This is a genomic window from Janibacter sp. HTCC2649 (assembly GCF_000152705.1).
GTDB lineage: Bacteria > Actinomycetota > Actinomycetes > Actinomycetales > Dermatophilaceae > Knoellia.
Genome location: NZ_CH672413.1, coordinates 3,291,295 through 3,314,761, shown reverse-complemented (window position 1 = coordinate 3,314,761; position 23,467 = coordinate 3,291,295). Strand labels below are relative to the sequence as shown.

The following is a 23,467-nucleotide window of genomic DNA, read 5'->3' as shown; positions in this document are numbered from 1 at the left end:
GGTGGGGCAGTGACTGACTCTCACTTGAACTGCGCGAAAGGCAATGGCCGAACAGCGTTCACGCCTCGTTCACCCGCGACGGGCCGCCGCGTCACCAGCCATCCCTACCTTCGCATTGTCGGGTCCCGAGAGTCGTGGCTGCCCGGCTCCCGTTCATTCCTTGTGAGAGGTACACACAGTGAAGATTCAGCGTCTCGGCGCGATGGCGTCCCTCGCCCTCGTCGGTTCGATCACCCTGGCCGGTTGCGGCTCCGACTCCACGGGCGACCCGGCGTCGTCCAGTGACACGACGGCTTCCGCGGCTGCCGGGGACTGCTTCGACGGCACCCTCAACGCCGAGGGCTCGTCCGCACAGAAGAACGCCTTCGAGGAGGTCACCGCCAAGTTCGGTGAACAGTGCACGGGCGCCACGATCAACTACAACCCCACCGGTTCCGGTGCGGGCATCAAGCAGTTCATCGGTGGACAGGTTGACTTCGCCGGCTCCGACTCGGCCCTCAAGACCGAGCCCAAGGACGGCAAGGTCGAAGCCGACGACGCCGCCGCTGCCTGTGGTTCGCCCGCGTGGAACATCCCCATGGTGACCGGCCCCATTGCCATCGCCTTCAACGTCAAGGGAGTCGACAAGCTCATCCTGACCCCCGCCGTCGCCGGCGACATCTTCTCCGGCGTCATCACGACCTGGAACGACGCGAAGATCGCCGCGATCAACCCGGGCGTCACCCTCCCCGCCACGGCGATCAAGCCGTTCTTCCGCTCCGACGAGTCGGGCACCACCGAGAACTTCACCAAGTACCTCAAGGCTGCGTCCCCGGCCAACTGGGCGGGCGAGCCGGCCAAGAAGTGGACCGGCAAGGGCGAGGGCAAGGAGAAGTCCTCCGGTGTCGCCGAGGGTGTCAAGAGCACCGACGGTGGCGTCACCTACGTCGAGCTCAGCTACGCCAAGGACAACCAGCTCGGTGTCGCGCAGATCGACAACGGCGCCGGCGCCGTCGAGCTCACCAGCGAGTCGGTCGGCAAGGCCGTCGCCACCGCGAAGCAGACGGGCACGGGCAACGACTTGGCCCTCAAGCTCGACTACGCGACGAAGGAAGCCGGGGCCTACCCGATCAACCTCGTGACCTACGAGATCGTCTGCTCCAAGGGCAAGGATGCGGCGAAGCAGAAGAACATCAAGGCGTTCCTCAAGTACTTCGCCTCCGAGGACGCGCAGAAGGCCATCGAGGAGATCGGCTACGCACCGCTCCCCACCGAGGTCCAGACCAAGGTCGAAGCAGCAATCGACGCGATCTCCTGATCGTCACCCGCCGGACGCTGATGCGTCTGGCCAACTGAGGGGGCGGGGCCAGTCCGGCCCCGCCCCTTCACCCCTTCCACAGATCTTGAGAGGACCCGACCTCGTGTCATCGATCACCGGTCACAGTGCGATCGACGAGCTCCCCGACGGCGACGGTCGGCCGCCGCTCTCGGCGGACCAGGCAGGTACCGGACGGCTCGGTGACCGCATCTTCGGTGGGCTCGCCACCGGGTCGGGCATCCTGGTGATCGCCCTGGTCACCCTCGTGGCTGTCTTCCTGCTCATTCAGGCGATCCCTGCCCTGCTCGCCAACAACGCGAACTTCCTCACCTCCCGGGAGTGGGTGCCGAGCGGTGACAACCCTCGCTTCGGCATCCTCGACCTGCTCTGGGGCACCATCGTCACCGCTGTGATCGCGATGCTCATCGCGGTTCCGCTCGGTGTGGCCGTCGCGCTGTTCATCACGCAGTACGCCCCCAGCTGGCTGAGCAAGCCAGCCGCGGCCCTCGTCGACCTGCTCGCCGCCGTGCCCTCGATCGTCTACGGCTTCTGGGGCCTGAAGGTCGCCGGCCAGTACTTCCAGCCGGTCGCCGACTTCCTGTCCGGGGCCCTCGGCTGGATCCCGTTCTTCAAGGAGGGGATCAGCGCCAAGAGCACCCTCGCCTTCGCCGGCATCATCCTCGCGATCATGATCCTGCCGATCGTCACAGCCATCTCGCGCGAGGTCTTCAACCAGGTGCCGACGGCCCACAAGGAGGCCGCGCTGGCCCTCGGTGCCACGAAATGGGAAATGATCCGCACCGCCGTGATCCCTTTCGGCAAGCCCGGCATCATCTCGGCCGCCATGCTCGGCCTCGGTCGCGCCCTGGGTGAAACGCTCGCCGTCACCACACTGCTCTCGGTGGTGAGCTCGAGCGATCCCTTCTCCTTCTCGATCTTCAACGGCGGCTCGACCTTCGCGTCGAAGATCGCCCTCGGCGCAGGTGAGTTCGACTCACCGCAGAAGACCGGGGCCTTCATCGCCGCCGGTCTCGTCCTGTTCATCCTCACCTTCATCGTCAACGCGGCCGCCCGGGTCGTCATCGAGCGCCGGAAGGCCTTCAGCGAATGAGCACCCTCAGCATCGGCGAAGAGTCCACCCTGCGCGCGACCCCGGCACCTGACGACTTCGGTGGCAAGTCCAGTGGGCGTGCCTTCCGGGACCAGCTGGCTCGGGCACTCATGTGGGGCGCGTTCCTCCTCGCCCTCGTGCCCCTCGTCTGGATCCTCGGCTCCACGATCATCAACGGCGGCAAGATGCTGCTCGACCTGGACTGGTGGACCGTGTCCCAGGCCGGCCAGACCGGCCGACGGCCTGGTGGAGGCGCGGTTCACGCCATTCAGGGCACGCTCATCCAAGGCCTCGTCACGGCGCTCATCTCGGTGCCGATCGGCGTGCTCACGGCCATCTACCTCGTCGAGTACGGCCGCGGCCGGCTCGCCAAGGCCGTCTCCTTCATGGTCGACATCCTCACCGGCATCCCCTCGATCGTGGCCGCCCTCTTCATCTACGCCTTGTGGGTGACCACGTTCGGCTTCCAGCGCCTCCCGATCGCCGTCTGCTTCGCACTCACCATGCTGATGATTCCCACGGTCGTGCGTTCCACCGAGGAGATGCTCAAGCTCGTCCCCAACGAGCTGCGAGAAGCGTCCTACGCCCTGGGTGTGCCCAAGTGGAAGACCATCATGAAGATCGTCATCCCGACGGCCTTCTCGGGCATCATCACCGGCGTACTCCTGGGCCTCGCCCGGGTCATGGGTGAAACCGCCCCCTTGCTCATCCTGGCGCCGTACACCAAGGTCATCGCCACGGACCTCTTCCACGGCCTCATGGGCACCCTGCCGACGATGATCAACCAGGACCGTGACCAGGCCCTGCCTGCGGGCCTCGACCGCGTCTGGGGCGCTGCCCTCACCCTCATCCTCATCATCTTCCTGCTGAACATTCTCGGCCGCTTTGTCGGCCGGTTCAGCAAGGTGCGGAACTGACCACGCCGCACACACGGCATACCCCCCTGAATTTCTGAACCCAGAGAGAAACGAAACTCATGGCCAAGCGCATTGACGTCAAGGACCTCGACATCTACTACGGCGACTTCAAGGCCGTCGAAGGGGTCTCCCTCACCGTCGAGCCCCGCTCCGTGACGGCCTTCATCGGCCCGTCCGGCTGCGGCAAGTCGACCGTGCTCCGCACGCTCAACCGCATGCACGAGGTGATCCCCGGCGGTCGCGTCGACGGCAAGGTCACGCTGGACGACCAGGACCTCTACGCCTCGTCGATGGACCCGGTGGCCGTGCGCCGCACCGTCGGCATGGTGTTCCAGCGGCCCAACCCCTTCCCGACGATGTCGATCCGGGACAACGTCGCCGCGGGCCTCAAGCTCAACGGCCTCAAGAACAAGAAGGCCCTCGACGAGGTCGTCGAGCGCTCGCTCAAGGGCGCCAACCTCTGGAACGAGGTCAAGGACCGCCTCGACAAGCCCGGCGCCGGGTTGTCCGGTGGCCAGCAGCAGCGGCTCTGCATTGCCCGCGCCATCGCGGTCGACCCGCAGGTGCTCCTCATGGACGAGCCGTGCTCCGCGCTCGACCCGATCTCGACCCTGGCCATCGAGGACCTGATCAACGAGCTCAAGAGCCAGTACACCGTCGTCATCGTCACGCACAACATGCAGCAGGCAGCGCGCGTGTCCGACCAGACGGCGTTCTTCAACCTCAAGGCGACCGGTCAGCCGGGGCGCCTGGTCGAGGTCGACGACACCCAGAAGATCTTCAGCAACCCGACCGAGAAGGCCACCGAGGACTACATCTCCGGCCGCTTCGGCTGAGCCGCCGTGGCAGGTGGGCACGGCGTTTTCTGCTTCTCCCGGGGCTTTGGGCGGAGAGCGGCCGATGGGCTGGCACGAGACGTCCACCTCTTGGTGAGACAGCCACCCAGAGGTGGACGCCCCGACAAGAAGTGGTCCTGTCGCCGCGGGCCCGGGCGAGGTCGGGGTGGGTGGGGTGGGTCAGCTGGTGATGAGCTTGAGGACCAGGTAGGTCGCGGCGGCCACGATCCCGGCGCCGGGAAAGGTGAAGACCCACGCGCCGACGATGTTCTTGGCCACGCCCCAGCGGACCGCCTTGATGGACTTCGTCGAGCCGACGCCCATGATTGCCGACGTGATGGCGTGCGTCGTCGAGATCGGGGCGCCCGTGGCCGTGGCGACGAACAGAACCGCCGCAGCCGTCGTCTCCGCCGCGAAACCCTGGGGCGGGTCGAGGTGGATGATGCGGCGGCCGAGGGTGCGCATGATCCGCCACCCACCGGCGTACGTGCCGGCCGAGATGACCAAGGCGCTCGCGACGAGCACCCACAGCGGGATCTGGTCGTCACCGGTGGCATGGAAACCACCCACGGTCAGGGCGAGCACGACGACACCGGCCGTCTTGGCCGCGTCCTGCATGCCGTGACCGAACGCCATCGCAGCCGCCGACACGGTCTGCGCATAGCGGAAGCCGCGGTTCACCTTGCCCGGGTTGCCTCCTCGAAACAGCCACAGGATGGCCGTCATGACGAGGAAACCGACCACGAGCCCGATCACCGGCGAGGCGATCATCGGGATGATGACCTTCTCGAAGACCTTGGTCCAGTGCACGGTCGTCGACGCCGCGATCGCCGCACCGCCGAGTCCACCGATCAGCGCGTGGGACGAGGACGACGGCAGGCCGAACCACCACGTCAACAGGTTCCAGGCGATGGCGCCGACGAGCCCGGCCGCACAGATCGTCAGACCGACCTTGCCCGCAGGGGCGTCGATGATGCCGCTGCCCACAGTCTTGGCAACCTTGGTGCCGAGGAACGCGCCAAAAAGGTTGGCAACAGCGGCCATTCCCAACGCGATGCGCGGCGTCAGGGCACGGGTCGACACGGACGTGGCGATGGCGTTGGCCGCGTCGTGAAAACCGTTGGTGTAGTTGAAGCCCATCGCCAGTGCGACGACGAGGGCCACCGGGATCCAGCTGTCCACAGTGGTCAGGACTCCTTGACGGCGATGCCCTCGACCTTGTGGGCCACCGTCTCGAACGCGTCGGCAGCGGCCTCGAGCTCGTCGATGACCTCCTTGTGCTTCATCACCGTGATGGCGTCTGCACCGTCGGCGTTGAAGAGCTTGGCCAGCATGCGGCGGTAGGCCTTGTCGGCCGAGTTCTCGAGACGGTTGATCTCGATCCAGTAGGCGCTGAGGTCCTTCATCGAACGCAGCTTGGGCATCGCTTCGACGGTCAGCTCGGCCATGCGCGAGAGGATCTCGACCTGCTTGCTGACGCCCTTGGGAAGGTCGTCGATCCGATAGAGGGCCACGAGGTCGGCAGCGGCATCCATGTGGTCGACGCAGTCGTCGAGGGCGCTCGCCAGGCCGTGGATGTCTTCACGGTCGAAGGGCGTGATGAACGACGAGTTGACCTTGCTGAGGAGAGCGTGGGTGGCCTCGTCAGCCGACGTCTCCACCTCACTCATGCGGGCCGCAATGGTCTCGCGTTCTTCCTGCGTCTGCGCGCCGAGGATGGCGGTGAGCTCTGCGGCGCCGTCAATGAGGTGTTTGGCAGAAAGGGAGAAGAGTTCATAGAACCCGTCGTCCTTGGGGGTGAGGCTGAAGCCCACGAGAGTCGCTCCGAACGGCTCGAGGTACAGGTGTCGCTGACAAGGCTAAGGCCTGTTGGCCATCCACGTGTCATCGGCGGTTCACCGGGTGTTTGACCTGCGGTTTCGCGGACGAGAGGGGGTGAAGAGGTGTGGTGCCGGACCGGGAGCACCTCACGGCGCGAGGCCGCTCGTAGCGGCTGAAATTGGGACCCGGGGCTGCCGCGATCCGGCACCACCAAACAAGCCTAACGCTGCAGCCGCCCCAATGTGTTCCCGTCCTTGCGACGTCGGGTATGCCGCGTGGCTCAGTCGAGTTCACCGGCTCGCCACAGTGCGGCGCTGGCGATGAGGTCGTTGCCGGTGCGCTGCATGGCCGCGGCGGTCGTGGTGAGGGCGCCGGCACTCGCCGGGTCGGTGGCGTCGCGGTCGTGGGCCAGCTCCGCGCGCCCTGCTGCAATGACGGCCGAGAAGGCGGCTGCCCGCTCCAGGGCGACGGCTAGGTCACCGGAGAAGACGCCCGTGAGGATCTCGTCGGCGAGAGCCCTGACCTCGTCGGGGCCGGGCGGTTCAGCCACCCCGGCCACGGCGTGGGCCACATCCGTGAAACGCATGCCCGCGGCATACTCACGGCTTGCCTCGATCGGCTGGCGGCGCACCCACTCGCGCAAGGCGTAGAGGCGCCACAGGGTTCCGGGCAGACTGCGAGCCGGGCGGGCGGCCCAGAGGTCGGCGACGGTCGAGAGGCCGAGCTCGTCCACGAGGGCGACCAGTCTGCCCGTCACGGTCGGGTCGTGGACGGCGCGGCCGGTGCCGACGAGGACCGCCGCGGTCTGGTGGGCGATCTCAACGATTTCGGCGGGGCCGGGCAGGCCCGCGCCGTGCGCCTCGATGGCGTCCGGGCCGAAGTGGACCGGGCGGCGGGGGACGTTGCGGCCGCTCTCTGTCATGCCCCCATCGTGCACCGTAGGTTGAGGTGCATGACTGAGACTTCCGTCCCTGAGGCCTACGAGACCCTGCTCTGGGAGGTGTCGGACGACGGCATCCTCACGCTGACCCTCAACCGACCCGAGGCCCTCAACGCGTTCACTGTGACGATGGCGCGCGAGCTCGAGCACGCGTTCCGCCGGGTCAACGGCGACGACTCCGTGGCCGCAGTGGTCGTGACCGGGTCGGGGCGGGCGTTCTGCGCGGGCATGGACCTGTCGCGCGAGGGCAACGTGTTCGGACTGGACGAGTCATTCACGCCGACGTTGGAGGACATGACCGAGCGGCTCGATGACCCCGCCATCGCGGATGGCGTGCGGGACACCGGTGGTCGCGTCGCCCTGGCGATCTTTGACTGCACCAAGCCGGTCATCGCAGCGATCAACGGGCCGGCCGTGGGCATCGGCGCGACGATGACGCTGCCGATGGATGTGCGGCTCGCGTCGACCGCTGCCCGGATCGGGTTCGTCTTCGGGAAGATCGGGATCGTGCCCGAGGCCTGCTCGTCGTGGTTCCTGCCGCGCCTCGTGGGCGTCTCTCGCGCCCTCGAGTGGACGTATGCCGCCGACATCCTCTCCCCCGCCGAGGCCCTGGACGGTGGCCTGGTTCGCGCGGTGGTGGAGCCGGAAGCGTTGCTGGACACGGCATACGAGATGGCACGTCGTTTTGTCGTCGGGAGGTCGCGCGTGGGCACGGCCCTGACGCGACAGATGATGTGGCGCAACGCTGCTCAGCCCCATCCGCTCGAGGCGCACCGCGTCGACTCACTCGCGATGTGGGTCACGAGCGTGGGTGACGGCAAGGAGGGCGTGGCCGCGTTCAAGGAGAAGCGGGCGGCGGAGTTCACGTCGTCGGCGTCCGCGGACCTGCCCGGCTGGGTGCCGTGGAACTAGAACGGTTCGTCGAAGCGCAGGACGCCGGCGGAACGTATGCCGCGGCGCTCGCCGAGCTGAGGCGTGGGCGCAAGACGAGCCACTGGATGTGGTTCGTCTTCCCGCAGCTCGCCGGGCTGGGTCGGAGTGACCTGGCAGTCCGGTATGCCGCGTCGGGACTTGCGGAGGCACGTTCCTATCTCGCGGATCCCGTTCTCGGACAGCGGTTGCGGGAGTGCTGCTCGGTGCTGCTGGAGCTGCCCGGGTCAGATCCGGTCGCCGTGTTCGGTGGGATCGATGCCGTGAAGCTGCGCTCTTCCATGACCCTGTTTGTGCGGGCTGCCGAAGCTGCGCCCGACCGCGGGCTCTTCGCCAGCGTCCTCGACAAGTACTTCGACGGCGCCGAGGACCCCGCCACGATCGAGCTGCTGGGCTGACGACCCCGGTTGCCGCGCGCCGAGCCCAGTGCCGCCCGGTATCGTCTGCGGTCGTGTGGGTTCACCCCGCGCGGGCCTCTAGCTCAATGGTTAGAGCTGCGGACTTTTAATCCGTAGGTTGTGGGTTCGAGTCCCACGGGGCCCACCTGTGATGTCGCAAGACATCGGCGACAGCCGGACCTACAACTTGTGGGTCCGGCTGCTGCTTTTGGTGGGGCCGGGTGGGCGGCCGGTGCCGTGGTAGGTGCGGTGTGGGTCGAGGGTGAGTTCTCGCAGGAGTTCGCCGGTGGCGGCGTCGACGATGCGGACGTTGAGGTCTTGGACGAGGAGGAAGACGCGGGTTCGGGCGTGGGTTCGGCCGACGCCGATCTTGTGGAGTGTGCCTTGGTAGCGCAGGGTGACGACGCCGTTCTTGTTGATTTTGTCGGTGCGGACGCGGTCGTGGGTGTCGTCGGTGCGGTCGGTTGTGGGGGTGGCTTTGGGGCGGGCGTTGTACGCGGTTGCGGGGGTGGATCGGTGGGGCAGGGAGCGGTGTGGGCGGCGGGTGTTGTATTCGGTGACGAAGGCTGCGAGCAGGGTGTTGAGCTCGGCCACGGTCGCGGGTTGGTCGGGTTGGGCGCGCAGCCAGTTCTTCATCGTTTGTTGGAAGCGTTCGACCTTGCCGCAGGTGGTGGGGTGGTTGGGGCGTGAGTTCTTCTGCACGATGTTCAGGGTCCGCAGCTCGTGTTCCAGGGCGGTGCGTCCGCCCGGGCCGGTGGCGAAGCGGACGGTATAGACCATGCCGTTGTCGGTGAGGGTGCCTGCGGGACAGCCCTGTTCAGCAGTGGCGGCCCGGAAGGTGGCCAGGACGATCTTGGCGGTGGTCCGGGTGTGGGCTGAGACGTGCAGGGCGTAGCGGGAGTGGTCATCGAGCCAGGTGATGACCTCGACATCAGCGCCGGTGGACAGGCGGTAGTGGGTGAAGTCCGACTGCCAGGTCTCGTTGGGTTGCTCGGCCTCGAACCGGATGAAGGACGACTTGGGCCGCTTGCCCGGTTCCGCAGTGACTTTGCCGGCGCGGGTCAGGATCCGGTGCACCGTCGCCCTGGACAGGGTCACACCGTGGCCATGAAGCAGGTGCCACACGATGGTGTCCGCGCCACCGTCCAGACCCTTACCGGTCAGGTCCTCACGCAGCCGCAGCACCAGGTCCACCGTGCCCTCAGGTGTGGCCCGCGGCGAGGTTGTGGGTCGTCGCGACCGGGGCTCGAACGCAGCCTCCCCCTCGGCCTCGTAGCGGGCTTTCAGCTTGTACACCCACGCCCGGTGCACCCCGTAGCGGCGCGACACCTCCGCTGGCTTCAGACCTTCGACAAACAGAGCCGTGATGACCAGACGCGCTTTCGACATGACCGAGGATCCAGCCGAGCAGCACTGTTGCCGATGTCTTGAGACATCTGTCGCCTATGTCTTGAGACATGTGTCGCCGATGTGTTGAGACAGGACACCACGGGGCCCACCGATCTGAGCACAAACCCGGCAAGGGCGACGAGCCACGAGCCCGCCGGGGCACTCATGAGGGCACTCATGTTGCTGCCTGCCCGTTCTCGTCAGGCTCCGGGTGGTCCTGCTCGGCCTCTGCCTTGTTGTCCGGGTCCAGGGCTCCCAGTGCGTCAGCCACGGCCGCATCCACGGCACGGCGGCCCATGTAGACGTCCTGCGTCATCGAGATCCGGGAGTGCCCGAGTTGATCGGCAATCAGCCGAGCAGACGAGCTCGATCCGTCGAGCACAGTGGCGACCGTCTTCCGATACGTGTGCGTCTTGACCCACGCGAACTCGGTCCCCTTGCGGACCTCCCGGAAGGCACGGCCTACGTTGTTCCGGTCGCGATAACCGCCCTTGGCGTCCGGGAACACCGGCCCGTCGAAGGCACCCAGCCGCACCCTGCGATCCCTCAGCATGACCACGCACCAGTCCGGCATGACGAGCACGCGATAGGACGTGCGGGACTTGAGTCTCGATGCCTTGAGCCCCTTCCCCTTGATCCGGATCACCGTCCGTTCGATGTTGACGACGCCCCGCTTCATGTCGATGTCGGACCAGCGCACACCCAACCCCTCCCCGAGCCGGAGACCCGTTGCGAGCATGAACCGCGCCAACTCCGGCAGGTCATTGCGCACCGCCTCTGGGTTAGCGTCCAAGATCGCCAGCCACTCACGAACCTGCTTCAGGGACAGCGCTCGGGCGGTGCGATCCCTGTCCGCCTCCAACGGCGTCACGTCACGAACAGGGTTGGAGGGCAACGCATCCTGTCGCACGAGGTACCCACAGATCCCAGAGAGCACCGTCCGGCACAGTTTCGCCGTGGCGTATCCCTTGTCGGCCAGCACGCCCTGAAGGAAGCGGTCCAGACGCGCCGTGGTGACCTCACCGAGTCGCAGCTCTCCCACGCCTTTGATGACGTGCCGCTCTACGGCATGCCGATACAGGTCGAGCCGTCGAGGGAGAACGAGTCCCACGAGCCACGAGCCCTTCGATCATGGACAGCCACGCCTCAGCCCCATCACCGAAGGTCGATCGAGCAGTGAACTCGCCGTCACTGCCGACCTTCAGCGCACGCTCAAGAGCCTTCATCACGCGGCGACGAGCCTCGGCCTTGGTCTTGCCGGATGCCTTGACCCGGCGCTTCTCCCCCGAGAACGCCCGGTAGTAGACCATCGCCTGCCACCCGTCAGCCCTCGACGCGTAGAACACCTCTAGAACACCTCTCCGAACTCCCCGAGCCCGAGCGGCTTCATGCTGCGACCTCCGTCGACAGGCCAGCAACCCACGCCCGCACGTCCTCAGGCCGGTACCGCAGACGCTTGCCGACCCGACGCCCAGCAGCAGCGAGCAGCCTTACAGCAGGCTGGTTCCACTCTCGGCCTGCGAATGTCTACCGCAAGCACAGCGAGCAGTTGACCGCCACCGCTGGCCATCGCGACCCGGAGGGTGCAGCCCAACGACGCCGACTCATCCTCGATCGAGTCGATGCCCTTGCCGCCCTTGTTGAACGCTAGAACAAGGCGATTCCTTGGGGTTCCCTTGCGTTGACGCATCAGCCGCTGGATAGAGAGCACGACTAGTTCTCCAGCCGACTTGGTTGCGCAACAGGGGTCCTCAGCATTCAGAGGCTCGTAGACCACATCCGTCAGGTCGGACTTGCAGGCCCGTTAGGTCCTCGGGACCTGCCAAGATTCCTTCAGCAATTTCATCCGCCCGCTTGTCGCCAGCCGCTTCGGTGCTGGTCGCGAACCTTCGTCAACAGGGTCGGTGTGCCTCCGGTTGACCCCCACCTCTCAAGGGCGCAGCGGAGGAGTTCTTCGTTCTCCGGCGAGGTCCGCATGCACTCCTCGAACAACCGGTGACGAACGACTTCATGGTCGCTCAGCCCCACCGCCCCCACCGCCCCCACTGCTCACGAAGGCCTCGGACGCCTCCAAAATCACCCGGTCGACGACTTCCTGTTGCTCGGACGTCACCTCAGGCTCTCGTTGCCAAAGTGCGTGCCTCGTTGCAGTGGCGACTACGGGGCCGAGCGCGGACGGTAGCGGTAGGTCCTCCCACTCAACATCTGTGGGAGGACCTACCGCTAAGCGTGGTTTCGAGCGCCTAGAGGCGAGTCCTCGGTTCGCGACGGTGTCGACTCCGAACCACAAGTGCAGATGCACGGACAGCAATCCAGCCAACTATGAACCAACTGATGGCCGTGCTGCTGGGAGCGACGTCATCGAGAAGGACCGGCAGGTAAACCAACATGCTGACAATCACGATGAGCACGAATGCTTCTTCTCGCCACTTGATGCGCATGATCACTCCTCAGGATCTGCAGGTCTTGTAATAACTGTCGTATCCGACGAGCCCTCCGCCAACGGGCATCCGAACCTTGTAGCACTTCTTTGCCGCTATCGCTGCATCAACAGTCTTGCGCACATCAGCCCGGATGAGTAGCCAAACGCCAGCGCACGCGATTCGCCCGGTAACCGTCGGGACGTAGCCACATAGCAAGCCTGGGGCCATGCTGTAGTCAGTGAGAATCTGATTCTTGAGTGCCCACGTCTCGCTCCAGCTCATCTCGACGAAGACCACTGGATGCGTGTAGTACCAGCCCACTGAAACCCAAGGGTCCACCACAATGGGATATTGAGCACCCTTGGTGTCAACCTTCTGCCGTAGGCCGTCACGTCCAGCCGCCTCGAACCAAGTAGACAACTGACGCCCTGTCGCGTCCACGGCCCAAGGGGCTTGGATCTCTGAGACCGTCTCCGACGTGTCGTCCGCGACTACCTCAAATCGTCCAGCAGCGTTCTCGATGATGGACAGGCCCTTGGGAGTGATGTCTCGGAAAGTGACTTCCGAATCACCCTCGCGCAGTTCTGCCAGAAGTCGGAATCCCTCACCTTCGGGCTGGACCCAGGTGCGTCGTGACGACCCGTCCCTTGCCTTGCTCGCCGTGAACGTATGGCCGCTGGGCGCTGTGAGGCCAGCGCCAACCGCATTGGCTGACTTGCCCGTCTCCTCTTGAATCAACTCAAGGGACCTGTCACGACTAGACGCGGTGGCGCTGACCGCTGTTACACCTAGCATCGCGCTCATCGCCACGACAAGGACGATGATCCGACGAAAGAACCCCATACCTACCCCCTGCTCAATCCGGCTCCCCCTGCGGTCACCGGTGCGCATACCGTCGCACGTGACCCGCCACACAGTCGACATCTCGGGAACCTCCTTGCCAAGTCTTTAAGGTACGCACTGCGCCACATGGGGACGCCCAGCGTTGGACAACTGTGTGAGAACTTTCTCTACTGACTCAAGGCGCGCCTTCGGCGCGCGCCCCGGCCCGTGGCCGGGTCACGGCAGGGACCCCCGCGCTCGGGCCTCCCGCTTCGCTCCGGCCCACGCGCACCCCCACCGCTCCCCCGGCCACCACCGGGGCATGCCAAAGGGGACAACCCGAATCAGTTCGAGACGTCCCCTCACCTCCAAGCCGCCGACCCTGCGCTACACCGTCCGGCCTCCACGAGCACGCATCAAGCCGCAGCTTCTCCAGAACACCGGGGCATGTCCTCCCGGACAACGGGGCCAGGACCAGGCGGGCATCACGGCTTGACCCGCACTCCCTCCGACCGTCTTTGCTCCGCTACAGGGTCGGTGGCTCTCCCTGCCCAACAGGGGACACATGAGGGCACTCATGAACCTTGGAACACCCAAGAACAACCACGACCGGTGGACACTATCCGGAGCACGCAGGAGAGCGGACGCTACCCTCAGAGCGGCCCGGAGCCGGACTCCGTAGGTTGTGGGTTCGAGTCCCACGGGGCCCACTCATCTCCCGAACCCCTGAAACCAGTCGGCGCACTCGTCCTGACCCATCGCCGCGAGGCTGTCGCAAAGGATGCACGAGTCATGGGCCACCACCACCATTCACGGCACGACGCGCGCGATACGCAGCGGATGCGGAACGTCGCTCTTGCCGTCATCGTGCCTGCCGGGCTGATCACCCTTCTTGCGCTGATCTGGCTGTGGCCCCCCGCCAGCAAGACCGTCGACCAGTCCGGGCGGGCCGACCAGTCCCTCGCCGTGGTGACCGGCCTCACCAAGAAGGAGTGCCCACCCTCGCCAGCTGGCGAGGAGTCGGGCCCCACCGGGCCGACGACGGTTGTGAACGGCTGCGGCACCGCCCTGGTGCAGCTCACGGACGGCCCCGACCGCGAGCGCAGGCTCACCGTCGAGCTTCCCAACGGGCCAGGAGCTCCACTCATCGCGGAAGGTGACGAGGTCGTTCTCGTCAAGACCTCTGCTCCGGAGGGAGAGCGCTACGACATCGTCGATCACCAGCGCAGCAAGGGTCTCTGGCTGTTGGCGATCGCCTTCGTGCTGGCCGTTGTTGCCTTCGGTCGATGGCGCGGATTCGCTGCCCTGATCGGCCTGGCCGTGACCTTTGCGCTGCTGCTGTTCTTCGTCGTCCCCGCGATCCTTGCCGGCGAGTCACCACTCCTCGTGGCCATCGTCGGTTCCGCAGCCATCATGCTCACCGTCCTCTATCTCACTCATGGGGTGAGCCTGCTGACCTCGGTCGCAGTCCTCGGGACCCTGGCCAGCCTGTGCCTGACCGGGCTCCTCGCGGCCGCCTGGGTCGAAGGCATGCACCTCACCGGCCTCACCGACGACTCCTCGACGTTCCTGGCCACGAGCCAGAGCGTGAACATGCAGGGCCTGCTGCTCGCGGGCATCGTCATCGGAACGCTCGGCGTCCTCGACGACGTCACGGTCACCCAGGCAGCCACCATCACTGAGCTCGCGCGAGCCAACCCCGGCTACGGCGTGCGCGAGCTCTATCGCGCCGGCACCCGCGTCGGTCGGGCGCACATCGCCTCGGTGATCAACACGATCATTTTGGCGTATGCCGGTTCGTCCCTTCCGCTGCTCATCCTGATCGCCGCGAACAACACCTCGATCAGCAACGTCGTCACCACCCAGGTCATCGCCCAGGAGATCGTCCGCAGCGTCGTGGCCACCCTGGGCCTGATCGCTGCGGTCCCCATCACGACGGCCCTGGCAGCCGTGACGGCCCGTCGGGCGCTCTAGCCCTCAGAGCGGGAGCTGCAGACCGCGGGAGCGCAAGAAGGCGGCGCTGAGGGCCAGCACGACGCTCAGCACCCACGCGCCGACCAGGCCGGTGATCCCCGTGAGCCGCTTTGTCAGGGGCGGGTCAGGGCGGCGACGGAACCCGATGAGCTCCATCACGGCATACGCGATGAAGCCGATCGCCAGCGGACCATTGAGGAACAGCCAGAACCAGAACCACCGCGTTCCCACACGCGGAGCGGCACCGAAGAGCAGGCCCGCGAAGACGATGAGGGCACCAAACCCAGCGAGGTTCTGAAGTGTCGTGTTGTCGCCCCAGTCGAAGGGCCGCATCGACACACCCGCGTCGCGCAGCTGGCGAACGAGCTTACTCGTCTCTTCTGTCGCGTCCGCCTTGTGTCCGTCGAACGAGCCGAAGCCGGCGTCCGCGTTCGCGACCTGCCATCCGTGACCCCCGAAGGTTCGCCAGACGAGGATGCCGCCCGAGGCTTCGCCCGCTGGGTCGGTCGACGTGAACATGCCGTCGTCCGTGACCTCGGTGGCCTCGACCGGCGTTTGGTGCGCCTCCTTCGCATCGAGGAAGCCCTTGCTCAGGGAGTCCGCGACGTACCACTCCTGCACCGCACCGTTGCGGATGTCGCCACGCAGTTCCTCGAACGTCGAAGCGCGCAGACCATCCGTCCACAATGACCCCAGCAAGAGGAGCGAGACGACCACCACGGCGCCGCCGAACGCGATGAGGAATCGCGCGTGCCACCCCGGCGCGCGTTCCCGCTCGGGCGTCGCGACCTGCGCGACGTCGTCCCCCACCCCTACCCCAGCGGTCATGACTGAAATATGGCACGACAAACCCCCGCTGACCAGATGTCAACGGGGGCCTGTGAGTCGGGGAGGGTCGGGTCAGTCGAAGAGCTCGGAGAGGAATGACTTCTTGCGTCGCGGGTGGCCGTAGCCGTACTGGCCCTTGCCCGGCGAGGACGAGTAGCGCGGCGCCTGCCCATAGGCCTGCGCGGCCGGCTGACCGTAGGCCTGCTGATGTTGCGGGTATGCCGGCTGCTGCGGTGCCGCTGCCGGCTGCGCCTGCGGCGCGGGCTGGGGAGGGACGGCTTGCGGCTGGTGCCAGGCGTTCTCGGCGTTGACGAGGGCCTCGAGCTCGCCGCGGTCGAGGAAGAGGCCACCGCAGCCGGTGCACTGGTCGACGTGGACCTGGTTGCGTTCGTAGTTCCGCATCTCAGATGCGCACTTGGGGCAGGTGAGGGTGCTCATGCCCTCCCCAACGACCGAGCGCGCCACTTTGTCCCGACACCCGACATCGTGCCCCGCACGGACATGAGGAGCCCCGCGACGATGGTCCGTGCGGGGCACGAAGTCGCTCAGGCAGCAGCGGCGAGGACGTGCGGCAGGAGAAAGAGCATGCCGAGCGACCAGGTGAGGTGGGTGACGATCGGGCCGAGGATGCCACCCGTCACTCGGCGCTGCAGACCCACGACGATTCCCACGAGCACCGCCGCCAGCACGAGCAGCGGGACGCCAGCGGCAGCACAGACGACGGCATACACGATCGTCGTGACGAGAACGGCGTGCCGACGACCGACCGCAGCAAAGAGCGCGCCCCGGTAGAAGAGCTCCTCGGCCACCCCGTTCACGGCGGTGATGACGGCCACGACGGGGAGCGAGCCGAAGCGGGCGTGGTCGAGCAGCCCGTCCACCGGCTCGCGCAGCACGGGAATGCGCGCAACCACCAGCGCCCCGACGAGGAACAGCGCGAGGAGAAGGAGCCCCAGCACGAGCGACTGCACGACCGACCGGCTGCGCTCGCTTCCACTGCGGGTGTGCGCCCGCCCGAGATGGAGTGGGCCGGACAGGAACGCGCCACCCGCCCAGACAGCCGCCAGGGCGAACGTCGCGATGTAGAAGAGGCCGTCGCCGGGCGGGATGCGCAACGCCCAGGCGTTGAGCACGAGCCCGACGACGAGCGTGACCACGGCAATCAGGCGCCGCCGCTTGAAGGCCCGGTCGGACTCTGTATGGTCGCGAGTCACGGGCACGACGAGCGCCGCGCGGAAGAACCGCTGCAGTTCCGTGAGTGCATGTCGCATGACAGTGAGACGATGCCACAGATGACTCCTGACCAGCACATTCGCGTCCTCGTCACGGGGGCGACCGGCTACATCGGCTCGCGCCTCGTGCCCGCCCTTCTCGCTGCCGGCCACGAGGTCCGCGTCCTGACGCGCTCGGCCGACCGCCTCGCCAGCCGCGCCTGGCACGACGAGGTCGACATCATCGAGGGCGACGCCACCTCGCGCTCCGACCTCGACACGGCTCTGGCCGACATCGACGTCGCCTACTACCTCCTGCACTCCATGGACGGTGGTGACAACTTCGAGGAGCGCGACCGCGAGATGGCGCGCACCTTCGGACTCGCCGCCCAGGGCGCCGGGGTCCAACGCATCGTCTATCTCTCCGGGCTGCACCCGGCCGCCGAGAAGCTCTCGAGCCACCTGGCCTCCCGGGTCGAGGTCGGCGACCTCCTCATGGCCTCCGGCGTCCCGACCGTCGTCCTGCAGGCCGCGATCATCGTCGGCTCGGGGTCGGCGTCGTTCGAGATGCTGCGCCACCTCACCCACAACCTCCCGGCGATGATCACGCCCAAGTGGGTCAACAACCGGATCCAGCCCATCGCGATCTCTGACGTGCTGCACTACCTCGTCGGTGCGGCCGAGATCGAGGGCGAGCCCAACCGCACCTTCGACATCGGCGGGCCTGATGTCCTCACCTACCGCGACATGATCCACCGGTTCGCCAAGGCGGCCGGGCTGCGTGACCGTGCCATCATCACCGTGCCTGTCCTCACCCCTTGGCTCGCGAGCCACTGGGTCGGCCTCGTCACCCCCGTCCCTTCGGGCATCGCAAAGCCGTTGGTGGGCAGCCTCGTTCACGAGGTCGTGTGCCACGAGAACGATGTCGACACCACCATCGGTGCGCCCGAGGGCGGAGCCAAGACGTTCGAGGAGGCCGTCACGGCAGCCCTTGCCGGCAAGGACGAAGGAAGCCGACCCGAGCCGGGAACCGTCGAGCCCGGTCGGCTCACCGCCGCCGACCCCGACTGGGCCGGCTGACGCCGGACGTCTCTGAGCAATCAGCAGCGGCCCACCGGAGTGTCCGGTGGGCCGCTGCCGTCATGCGAGAGTCACCCGAGGATCACTCGTTCTCGGCTCCGGGCAGTGCCCCACCGGGGACCTGCGACGGCGGGTAGATCTTCGAGTCGCCCGGGTAGGGCAGGTCCCAGTTGTGCGTCTGGTACCACGTGTAGCGGTTCATCTGCTCCGGGTGCGAGAAGTCCGCACGCGGGGTCTTGCCGCTGAAGTGCTGCTGCTGAGCCCACTTGTCCCACTCGGCCGCAGTGGACACCTGCGCGGCCGCCACGGTCGGTGCAGCGGGGGCGTTGGCGACCTCATCGAGGCCACACTCCGGCGCGGTCTTGACGTTCTCCGTGAGGGGAATCCGGTTCGGCACGGCGGTGAATGGCGTGAGGTCCGGCTTCGCCGAGAATGCCTTGAACATCGGCGTGGCCGCAGCGACCTTCTGGTTCAACGGCTCGGCGCCGAGGATCTGCTCGATCGTGCGAACCATGTTGATCTGCGAGTAGTACGTCGAGACCGTCTTGCCGTGGACGGCATACGGGCTGATGACCTGGATCGGCGCACGGTGACCATCGACGTGGTCGGGACCGTTCTGGCTGTCGTCCTCTACGACGAAGATCGCCGAGTCCTTCCAGTACTTGCTGTGCGAGATCGTGTCGACGATCTTGCCGACCGCGAGGTCACCGTCGGCGACCTGGGCGCGCGGGTCGGGAGCGCCACCGGTGTGGTCGCTCGAGAGCCACATCATCTGGAAGTTGGCCGGACCCTGCTTCTCGAACTCCTGCTTCCAGATCTGGTAGCGGTACAGGTCAGGAATGTTCGAGTCGAACATCGGCGAGTCGTGGTTCGAGATGTCGTTGAGCGACGGGATCGGTGAGACCTGGTTGACCCGGATCGCGGGGTCGGTGAGCTGGGCGGGGTCGCCGCCGTTCTCCACGCTCTTGGTGGCGCAGTAGTACTTCTGCCAGGTCGCCCCGGCCGGCTTGTTCTCGAAGAAGGAGAACTCGCCGAAGTTGCGAGCGGTGTTGCCCGCCGCCTGCACCGCGGTCCAGAGGAAGCCGGAGCGCTGGTGGCCCAGGACGTCGTTCTCGGTGTCGTAGGACCGCGTGTACTCGCCGGCGCTCGACTCGGTGTACTCCGGGTTGTCGCCCTGCATGAGCCAGTTGTGACCCTCGGCGGAGTTGGTGCCGACATCGTAGGTGTTGTCGTAGAGACCGAACTGGCGGGACAACGCGTGGATGTTCGGCGTGACCTGCTCACCGAACTGGGCCAAGGTCGGGTCGCCGTTGCCCTCGGGCATGTCGCCGTGGACCTGGTCGTAGGTCCGGTTCTCCTTCACGAGGAGGAAGACGTGCTTGATCGTCGACGGGTCGCCGATGCGCTTGGGCACCGCGACGGGCTTCGCCTTCCCACCCTTGTCCTTGGCGTGCTTCACGTCGGAATCGGCTCCGCCCCACCCGTTCTGGGTGAAGACCTGCGGCGTGTAGGTCTCCCGGATCGTGGCGTCGCTCGGCAACGTGAAACGGGTCAGCGAGGCCGTCGTCGAGTGCGTGCCGTGCCCGGTGGCGGGGGTCGTGCCATAGCCCTCGTTGTAGGTGATCTCGGGGCCGCGGGCGTCGTTGCCGCGGCGGTTGGCGACGACGAGGTCATCACCCACAGAGAAGACGTCCTCGGGGTAGTAGTCGGTCGGAAGGAGCCCGACATAGCTGACCGGGTCGAGCGCGCTCGCGCCCAGCTTGTAGACCGCGACCGCGTTCGCACGACCGAGGGTGACGAGGAGTCGACCGTTCTTGACCGTCATGCCGGTCGGCTCGTAGCCCACCTTCGAGCTGGCCCAGGGCTGGGTGGCAATGGTCTGGACGACCTTGTCGGTCTTCGTGTCGACGACGGAGATGGTGTCGTCGTTCGTGTTCGCGACGTAGAGGATCGTGCCCGCAACGTGCATCGCGGTCGGGTGGAGCCCCACCTCGAGGGACGCGACCGGCGCACCAGCGCTCGTCGTGTCGATGACGCTGAGTATGCCGTTGGTCGAGTTCCCGAGAACCGGGTTGGCCGGGACGTTGGTTCCGTACGACTCGATCGTCGTCTCACCGTCCTTGGCCAGACGGCCGCCCTCGTCGGAGACGTAGAGCTTGGCGCCGACGAACGTCAGCTGGCGGGGCGCGATCCCGACGTTCCACGTCTGGGTGATCGTTCCGGCGACCGGATCGATGGCGACGACCGAGTTCTGACCGTTGACGGCGGCATACAGGGTCTTGCCGTCGGGCGAGAAGGTCAGGCCGGCGGTGAGGGCCTGCCGACTGGGGTTGGCCAGGGTGGGGATGGCGATCTTCGTCCCGGCCGACAGGGTGCCGTCAGCGTTGACCGGGAAGCGGGTGATGCCCGTGGCGTTCGGCATGAAGAGGAAGCGGCCGTCGGGCGAATAGGTGGGTCCCTCCTGGCCGACGGTGTTGTCCGCGGGACGCAGGTTCGCGCCAGCGGCGGTGCCCGCCCGGAAGATCAGCTTGTTGGTGCTGAGGTCGAAGATCTGCAGGGAGATCGAGCGGTCGTTCGCCGTCGCGGCAAGGTACCGGCCGTCCGGGCTGATGGTCGAGCCCATGAACTTGCCGTACTCGGTGAGCAGCCGCTGACCGATCGGCTTGATCAGCTGGTTCGAGGAGATCTGCTGTCCGTCCGCGTACTCGGTGCCGACGAGGTTCTCGCCGAAGCCGTTGGTCGAGCCGTAGGCGATCCCTCCCGTGACGACGAGGGCGAGGTAGCCGGCGGTGATGGCCATGAGGTGTCGGGAGACGTGGCGGCCGGCCACCTTCTCCACCCGGTTGCGTGTGACGCGCATGGGAAACCTTTCAGTTGTGTGTTGAGTTGTTGTTGAGTTGTGGTTGCAGGTGGTGCCGTGGAGCGCTTACTTCTCGAGCAGGTCGACGAGACCGTCGAACTGCCACAGGGGGTTGGGTGCATCCCCCGTCTGGGTGCGGACGAGGAAGTAGCCGTTGACTTCCTTTGGTCCGTCGCCGTCGGCCAGGTAGCGGCCGTCCGGCAGGACATCGAGCTGGTAGATCGCGTTGGCCGTCCCGCTGGCACCGGGCACCGTCCACGTCACGACGCAACGCCAGTCGTTTCCGGGGCCGGTGTCCTCGACCCGGTCGCCGCCCTTGTCGCACTCGGCGGTCGACCTGAGCTGCTCCGCAGTCAGGGCAGACCGCTTGAGCTCGGTGTTCTGGAGCACGTAGAGGTGCGAGAAGGAGGTGGCCAGGGACGCCTCGAGCTTGGGGCGGTTGACGCCGCTGCCGGTCACACCGGTCACCGTCGACACGGCGGCCGCAGCGGCGACGAACAGCCCGACGAGCGGCAGCAGACCCGTGAGCACGAAGCGACGAGCCGACCCGTCGTTGGCGAGGTCGGTGAAGTCGCGGCGGACGAACGTCCGGTAGGCGAGCCAGGTCGCCAGCGCGGCCCAGGCCACGCTCACCACCAGACCGATGACGAGCATTCCGCTCTGGGCCGGTTCCGTGAACAACCCTCTGTATGCCGTGAAAGGGCTGGTCGGCGTCGCCGCCCGGAGGGCGACCGGAGCGGGCATGAGGTGGACGAGGTCGAGGACGACGGCGAACACGACGGGCATGAGCAGCCCGAGGGGTGAACGACCGAACGAGACCGAGCCGAGCAGGCCGATCGCGGAGAACGCCAGCGTCGGCGGGATGACGGTGAGCCACGAGAGCAGGACGAGACCGGACAGCTCGCCCGAGCCGATGAGGTGTCCGTCGAGACCGGGCACGGGGTGGCTGCCGACGACGAGCAGCCCGCCGACGAGGGACGAGGTCACGAGCGGCACGAAGAGCGCGAGGGTCACGGTGAGGGCAGCGAGCGCCTTCGCCGCGAAGATCAGCCGCGCTGAGCGGACCGTGACGAGCAGGTGGCGCCACGTCCCGAGTCGGTCCTCCACGGCGAAGATGTCGCCAGACACAACGCTCGTGAGCAGGGGCAGGACGAGCGTGCCCATGAAGACGAGGATCACCAGCGATCCCGCCCACCCCGACTGGTTCATCCAGCGGCCATAGACCGAGTCGGCCGGCAGCGACGTCTGGCCGCTCACGACGGCGGTGTAGAGGGCGGGCACGAGGAGGCAGGCGAGGAAGACGGCCCGAAGCCGCCACTGGGCGAGGAGCTTGAGCAGCTCGAAGCGATAGACGGCGGACAGCCCGGTCCGGGCCGCCGACGCGGCGGCGGCTGCGGCGGCCGATGTTGCCGGGGCCGACTCCCCCGCAGTGTCGGGACGTTCGAGCGTGGTGGTCATCGGACGAGCTCCTTGACGGGTGCGGCTTCGAGAGGGTCGGGCTGGCCGAGGCGCTCCGGGAAGTAGCTCTGCGTGTCGGCCCCCGTGAGCGCGAGGAAGGCAGCCTCGAGCGGCGGGATGGTCGGTGCCAGCTCACGGATCGCGATGCCTGCCCCCACGAGGCCCACGACGAGCGCATCCACCGCGGACTCGTGGCCGCGCACGACCAGCCCCGAGGTGTCGGCGAGCCCGAGGGTGTCGCGGGTGTGGACGATCCGCACGCCGGGGGTGGCCTCAGCGACCCGTCGAGCCCCGTCGCCGTCCGGCGTGAGGATCCGGTAGTCGAGCAGGCCGCCCTCGACGGCGAGCTTCTGCGGAGCGCCCGAGAACACCATGCGGCCGGTCGACAGCAGCGTGACGTCGGTGCACAGGGCTGCGAGGTCGTCCATCCGGTGGCTCGACAGGATCACCGTCGCACCGGCCTCGGCGAAGTCGGTGAGGACGCGGTGCACCTGGCGCTTGCCGGCGGGGTCGAGGCCGTTGGCCGGCTCGTCGAGGATGAGCAGCCGGGGCTCGCTGAGCAGCGCCGCGGCGAGCCCCAGGCGCTGACGCATCCCCAGGGAGAAGCCACGGACCGCGTCGTCGGCGACGTCGTCGAGCCCGACCCTGACCAGGGCCTCGTCGACGTCGTCGCCGCGATGGCGCTGGCCCCGCAGGCTCACGACGGACGACAGGTTCTGGCGTGCCGTCAGCGACGGGTAGAGGCCCGGCCCGTCGACGAACCCGGCGACACCATCGGGGGTCGACAGCACCGGGCCGACCGGAGTCCCCAGAACCTCGAGGCTTCCGGAGTCGGCGACCGCCAGCCCGAGGAGGAGCCCCAGCAGGGTGGTCTTGCCCGCTCCGTTGGGTCCGACGAGCCCATGAATCTGTCCCGGTTCGACGTCGAGATCGAGGGCGTCGAGGGCAACGACGTCACCGAACTTCTTGGTGAGTCCGCGCGCTCGGACCGCCGTGCTGCGATTCATGATGTGTGTCTCCCGTAGTTGCTCGCGCCCCCTGCCTCGAGGGAAGTTACGAGCGCGAGGGAGACGTGACGGGTCACCTACGACGAACGCAGGGGAAACGCACACCGAACTTTCGAGAGATCACCAGCGCAGGGTGAACTGATGCCGAACACTGTCGGCCCACTT

20 protein-coding genes and 1 tRNA gene are annotated in these 23,467 nt (G+C 67.0%); 9 read left to right on the top strand and 12 right to left on the bottom strand.

Going from position 1 to position 23,467, the window contains the following annotated elements; translation table 11 throughout:
• Positions 1-178: 178 nt before the first annotated feature.
• The 4 genes from pstS to pstB all read left to right on the top strand — a co-directional run bounded on the left by pstS (position 179) and on the right by pstB (position 4,161).
• The gene (gene pstS / locus JNB_RS15860) at positions 179-1,297 is read left to right on the top strand and encodes a phosphate ABC transporter substrate-binding protein PstS (protein ID WP_009777529.1); all 1,119 of its coding nucleotides are present in this window, start codon (positions 179-181) and stop codon (positions 1,295-1,297) included.
• A 103-nt stretch (positions 1,298-1,400) separates the two neighbouring features.
• On the top strand, positions 1,401-2,408 hold the full coding sequence (gene pstC, locus JNB_RS15855; protein WP_009777528.1) for a phosphate ABC transporter permease subunit PstC: 1,008 nt from the start codon (positions 1,401-1,403) through the stop codon (positions 2,406-2,408).
• Positions 2,405-3,325 (top strand): phosphate ABC transporter permease PstA, encoded by a 921-nt coding sequence (pstA, locus tag JNB_RS15850; protein WP_009777527.1) that lies wholly within the window; start codon positions 2,405-2,407, stop codon positions 3,323-3,325. Before pstC ends, pstA begins: the two co-directional genes overlap by 4 nt.
• Positions 3,326-3,384: 59 nt before the next feature.
• Positions 3,385-4,161 (top strand): phosphate ABC transporter ATP-binding protein PstB, encoded by a 777-nt coding sequence (gene pstB / locus JNB_RS15845; protein WP_009777525.1) that lies wholly within the window; start codon positions 3,385-3,387, stop codon positions 4,159-4,161.
• Positions 4,162-4,341: 180 nt separating this feature from the next.
• On the opposite strand, the gene JNB_RS15840 is transcribed toward pstB, so the two are convergent.
• From JNB_RS15840 to JNB_RS15830, 3 genes are all read right to left on the bottom strand, one after another.
• Positions 4,342-5,343, bottom strand: a complete 1,002-nt coding sequence (locus tag JNB_RS15840; protein WP_009777524.1) for an inorganic phosphate transporter — start codon at positions 5,341-5,343, stop codon at positions 4,342-4,344.
• 5 nt (positions 5,344-5,348) lie between these two features.
• A complete protein-coding gene (locus JNB_RS15835) occupies positions 5,349-5,975 on the bottom strand; it encodes a DUF47 domain-containing protein (RefSeq protein WP_009777523.1) in 627 nt (208 codons plus the stop codon).
• A 287-nt stretch (positions 5,976-6,262) separates the two neighbouring features.
• Positions 6,263-6,904 carry a hypothetical protein gene (locus tag JNB_RS15830; protein ID WP_009777522.1) on the bottom strand — a complete coding sequence of 214 codons (642 nt, stop codon included), beginning with the start codon at positions 6,902-6,904 and terminating at the stop codon, positions 6,263-6,265.
• Between the two features lie 30 nt (positions 6,905-6,934).
• Here JNB_RS15830 and JNB_RS15825 point away from each other — a divergent pair, with 30 nt between their 5' ends.
• The 3 genes from JNB_RS15825 to JNB_RS15815 all read left to right on the top strand — a co-directional run bounded on the left by JNB_RS15825 (position 6,935) and on the right by JNB_RS15815 (position 8,395).
• Positions 6,935-7,834, top strand: a complete 900-nt coding sequence (locus JNB_RS15825) for a crotonase/enoyl-CoA hydratase family protein (protein ID WP_009777521.1) — start codon at positions 6,935-6,937, stop codon at positions 7,832-7,834.
• Positions 7,825-8,250: a DUF1810 domain-containing protein gene (locus JNB_RS15820; protein WP_009777520.1), complete on the top strand. Its 426-nt coding sequence runs from the start codon at positions 7,825-7,827 to the stop codon at positions 8,248-8,250. Before JNB_RS15825 ends, JNB_RS15820 begins: the two co-directional genes overlap by 10 nt.
• 72 nt (positions 8,251-8,322) lie before the next feature.
• A tRNA-Lys gene (locus tag JNB_RS15815) sits at positions 8,323-8,395 on the top strand.
• Between the two features lie 35 nt (positions 8,396-8,430).
• On the opposite strand, the gene JNB_RS15810 is transcribed toward JNB_RS15815, so the two are convergent.
• The 3 genes from JNB_RS15810 to JNB_RS15800 all read right to left on the bottom strand — a co-directional run bounded on the left by JNB_RS15810 (position 8,431) and on the right by JNB_RS15800 (position 12,905).
• On the bottom strand, positions 8,431-9,639 hold the full coding sequence (locus JNB_RS15810; protein ID WP_009777519.1) for an IS481 family transposase: 1,209 nt from the start codon (positions 9,637-9,639) through the stop codon (positions 8,431-8,433).
• A gap of 175 nt (positions 9,640-9,814) precedes the next feature.
• On the bottom strand, positions 9,815-10,621 hold the full coding sequence (gene xerC, locus JNB_RS15805) for a tyrosine recombinase XerC (protein WP_148232468.1): 807 nt from the start codon (positions 10,619-10,621) through the stop codon (positions 9,815-9,817).
• Between the two features lie 1,468 nt (positions 10,622-12,089).
• Complete coding sequence (locus tag JNB_RS15800) at positions 12,090-12,905, bottom strand: hypothetical protein (RefSeq protein WP_148232467.1); 816 nt, start codon at positions 12,903-12,905, stop codon at positions 12,090-12,092.
• 819 nt (positions 12,906-13,724) lie between these two features.
• Between JNB_RS15800 and JNB_RS15795 the strand changes: the two genes are divergently transcribed.
• Positions 13,725-14,858, top strand: coding sequence for a YibE/F family protein (locus tag JNB_RS15795; RefSeq protein WP_009777515.1), 1,134 nt, complete (start codon positions 13,725-13,727; stop codon positions 14,856-14,858).
• Positions 14,859-14,861: 3 nt separating this feature from the next.
• Here the strand turns inward: JNB_RS15795 and JNB_RS15790 are convergent, their stop codons facing one another.
• The 3 genes from JNB_RS15790 to JNB_RS15780 form a co-directional block, all read right to left on the bottom strand.
• Entirely contained in the window at positions 14,862-15,686 is an 825-nt protein-coding gene (locus tag JNB_RS15790) for a hypothetical protein (protein WP_148232465.1), read from the bottom strand.
• Positions 15,687-15,758: 72 nt separating this feature from the next.
• A complete protein-coding gene (locus tag JNB_RS15785) occupies positions 15,759-16,124 on the bottom strand; it encodes a zf-TFIIB domain-containing protein (protein WP_009777513.1) in 366 nt (121 codons plus the stop codon).
• A 107-nt stretch (positions 16,125-16,231) separates the two neighbouring features.
• Entirely contained in the window at positions 16,232-16,957 is a 726-nt protein-coding gene (locus tag JNB_RS15780) for a CPBP family intramembrane glutamic endopeptidase (protein WP_009777512.1), read from the bottom strand.
• Positions 16,958-16,978: 21 nt separating this feature from the next.
• Here JNB_RS15780 and JNB_RS15775 point away from each other — a divergent pair, with 21 nt between their 5' ends.
• Positions 16,979-17,977 carry an NAD(P)H-binding protein gene (locus JNB_RS15775; protein WP_040883900.1) on the top strand — a complete coding sequence of 333 codons (999 nt, stop codon included), beginning with the start codon at positions 16,979-16,981 and terminating at the stop codon, positions 17,975-17,977.
• Positions 17,978-18,059: 82 nt separating this feature from the next.
• Here JNB_RS15775 and JNB_RS15770 read toward each other — a convergent pair whose 3' ends face one another.
• From JNB_RS15770 to JNB_RS15760, 3 genes are all read right to left on the bottom strand, one after another.
• Positions 18,060-20,837 (bottom strand): bifunctional YncE family protein/alkaline phosphatase family protein, encoded by a 2,778-nt coding sequence (locus JNB_RS15770; RefSeq protein WP_009777510.1) that lies wholly within the window; start codon positions 20,835-20,837, stop codon positions 18,060-18,062.
• Positions 20,838-20,903: 66 nt separating this feature from the next.
• Positions 20,904-22,295: an ABC transporter permease gene (locus tag JNB_RS15765; RefSeq protein WP_009777509.1), complete on the bottom strand. Its 1,392-nt coding sequence runs from the start codon at positions 22,293-22,295 to the stop codon at positions 20,904-20,906.
• A complete protein-coding gene (locus JNB_RS15760) occupies positions 22,292-23,302 on the bottom strand; it encodes an ABC transporter ATP-binding protein (protein WP_009777508.1) in 1,011 nt (336 codons plus the stop codon). The genes JNB_RS15765 and JNB_RS15760 overlap by 4 nt, the downstream gene beginning before the upstream one ends.
• Positions 23,303-23,467: the final 165 nt, after the last annotated feature.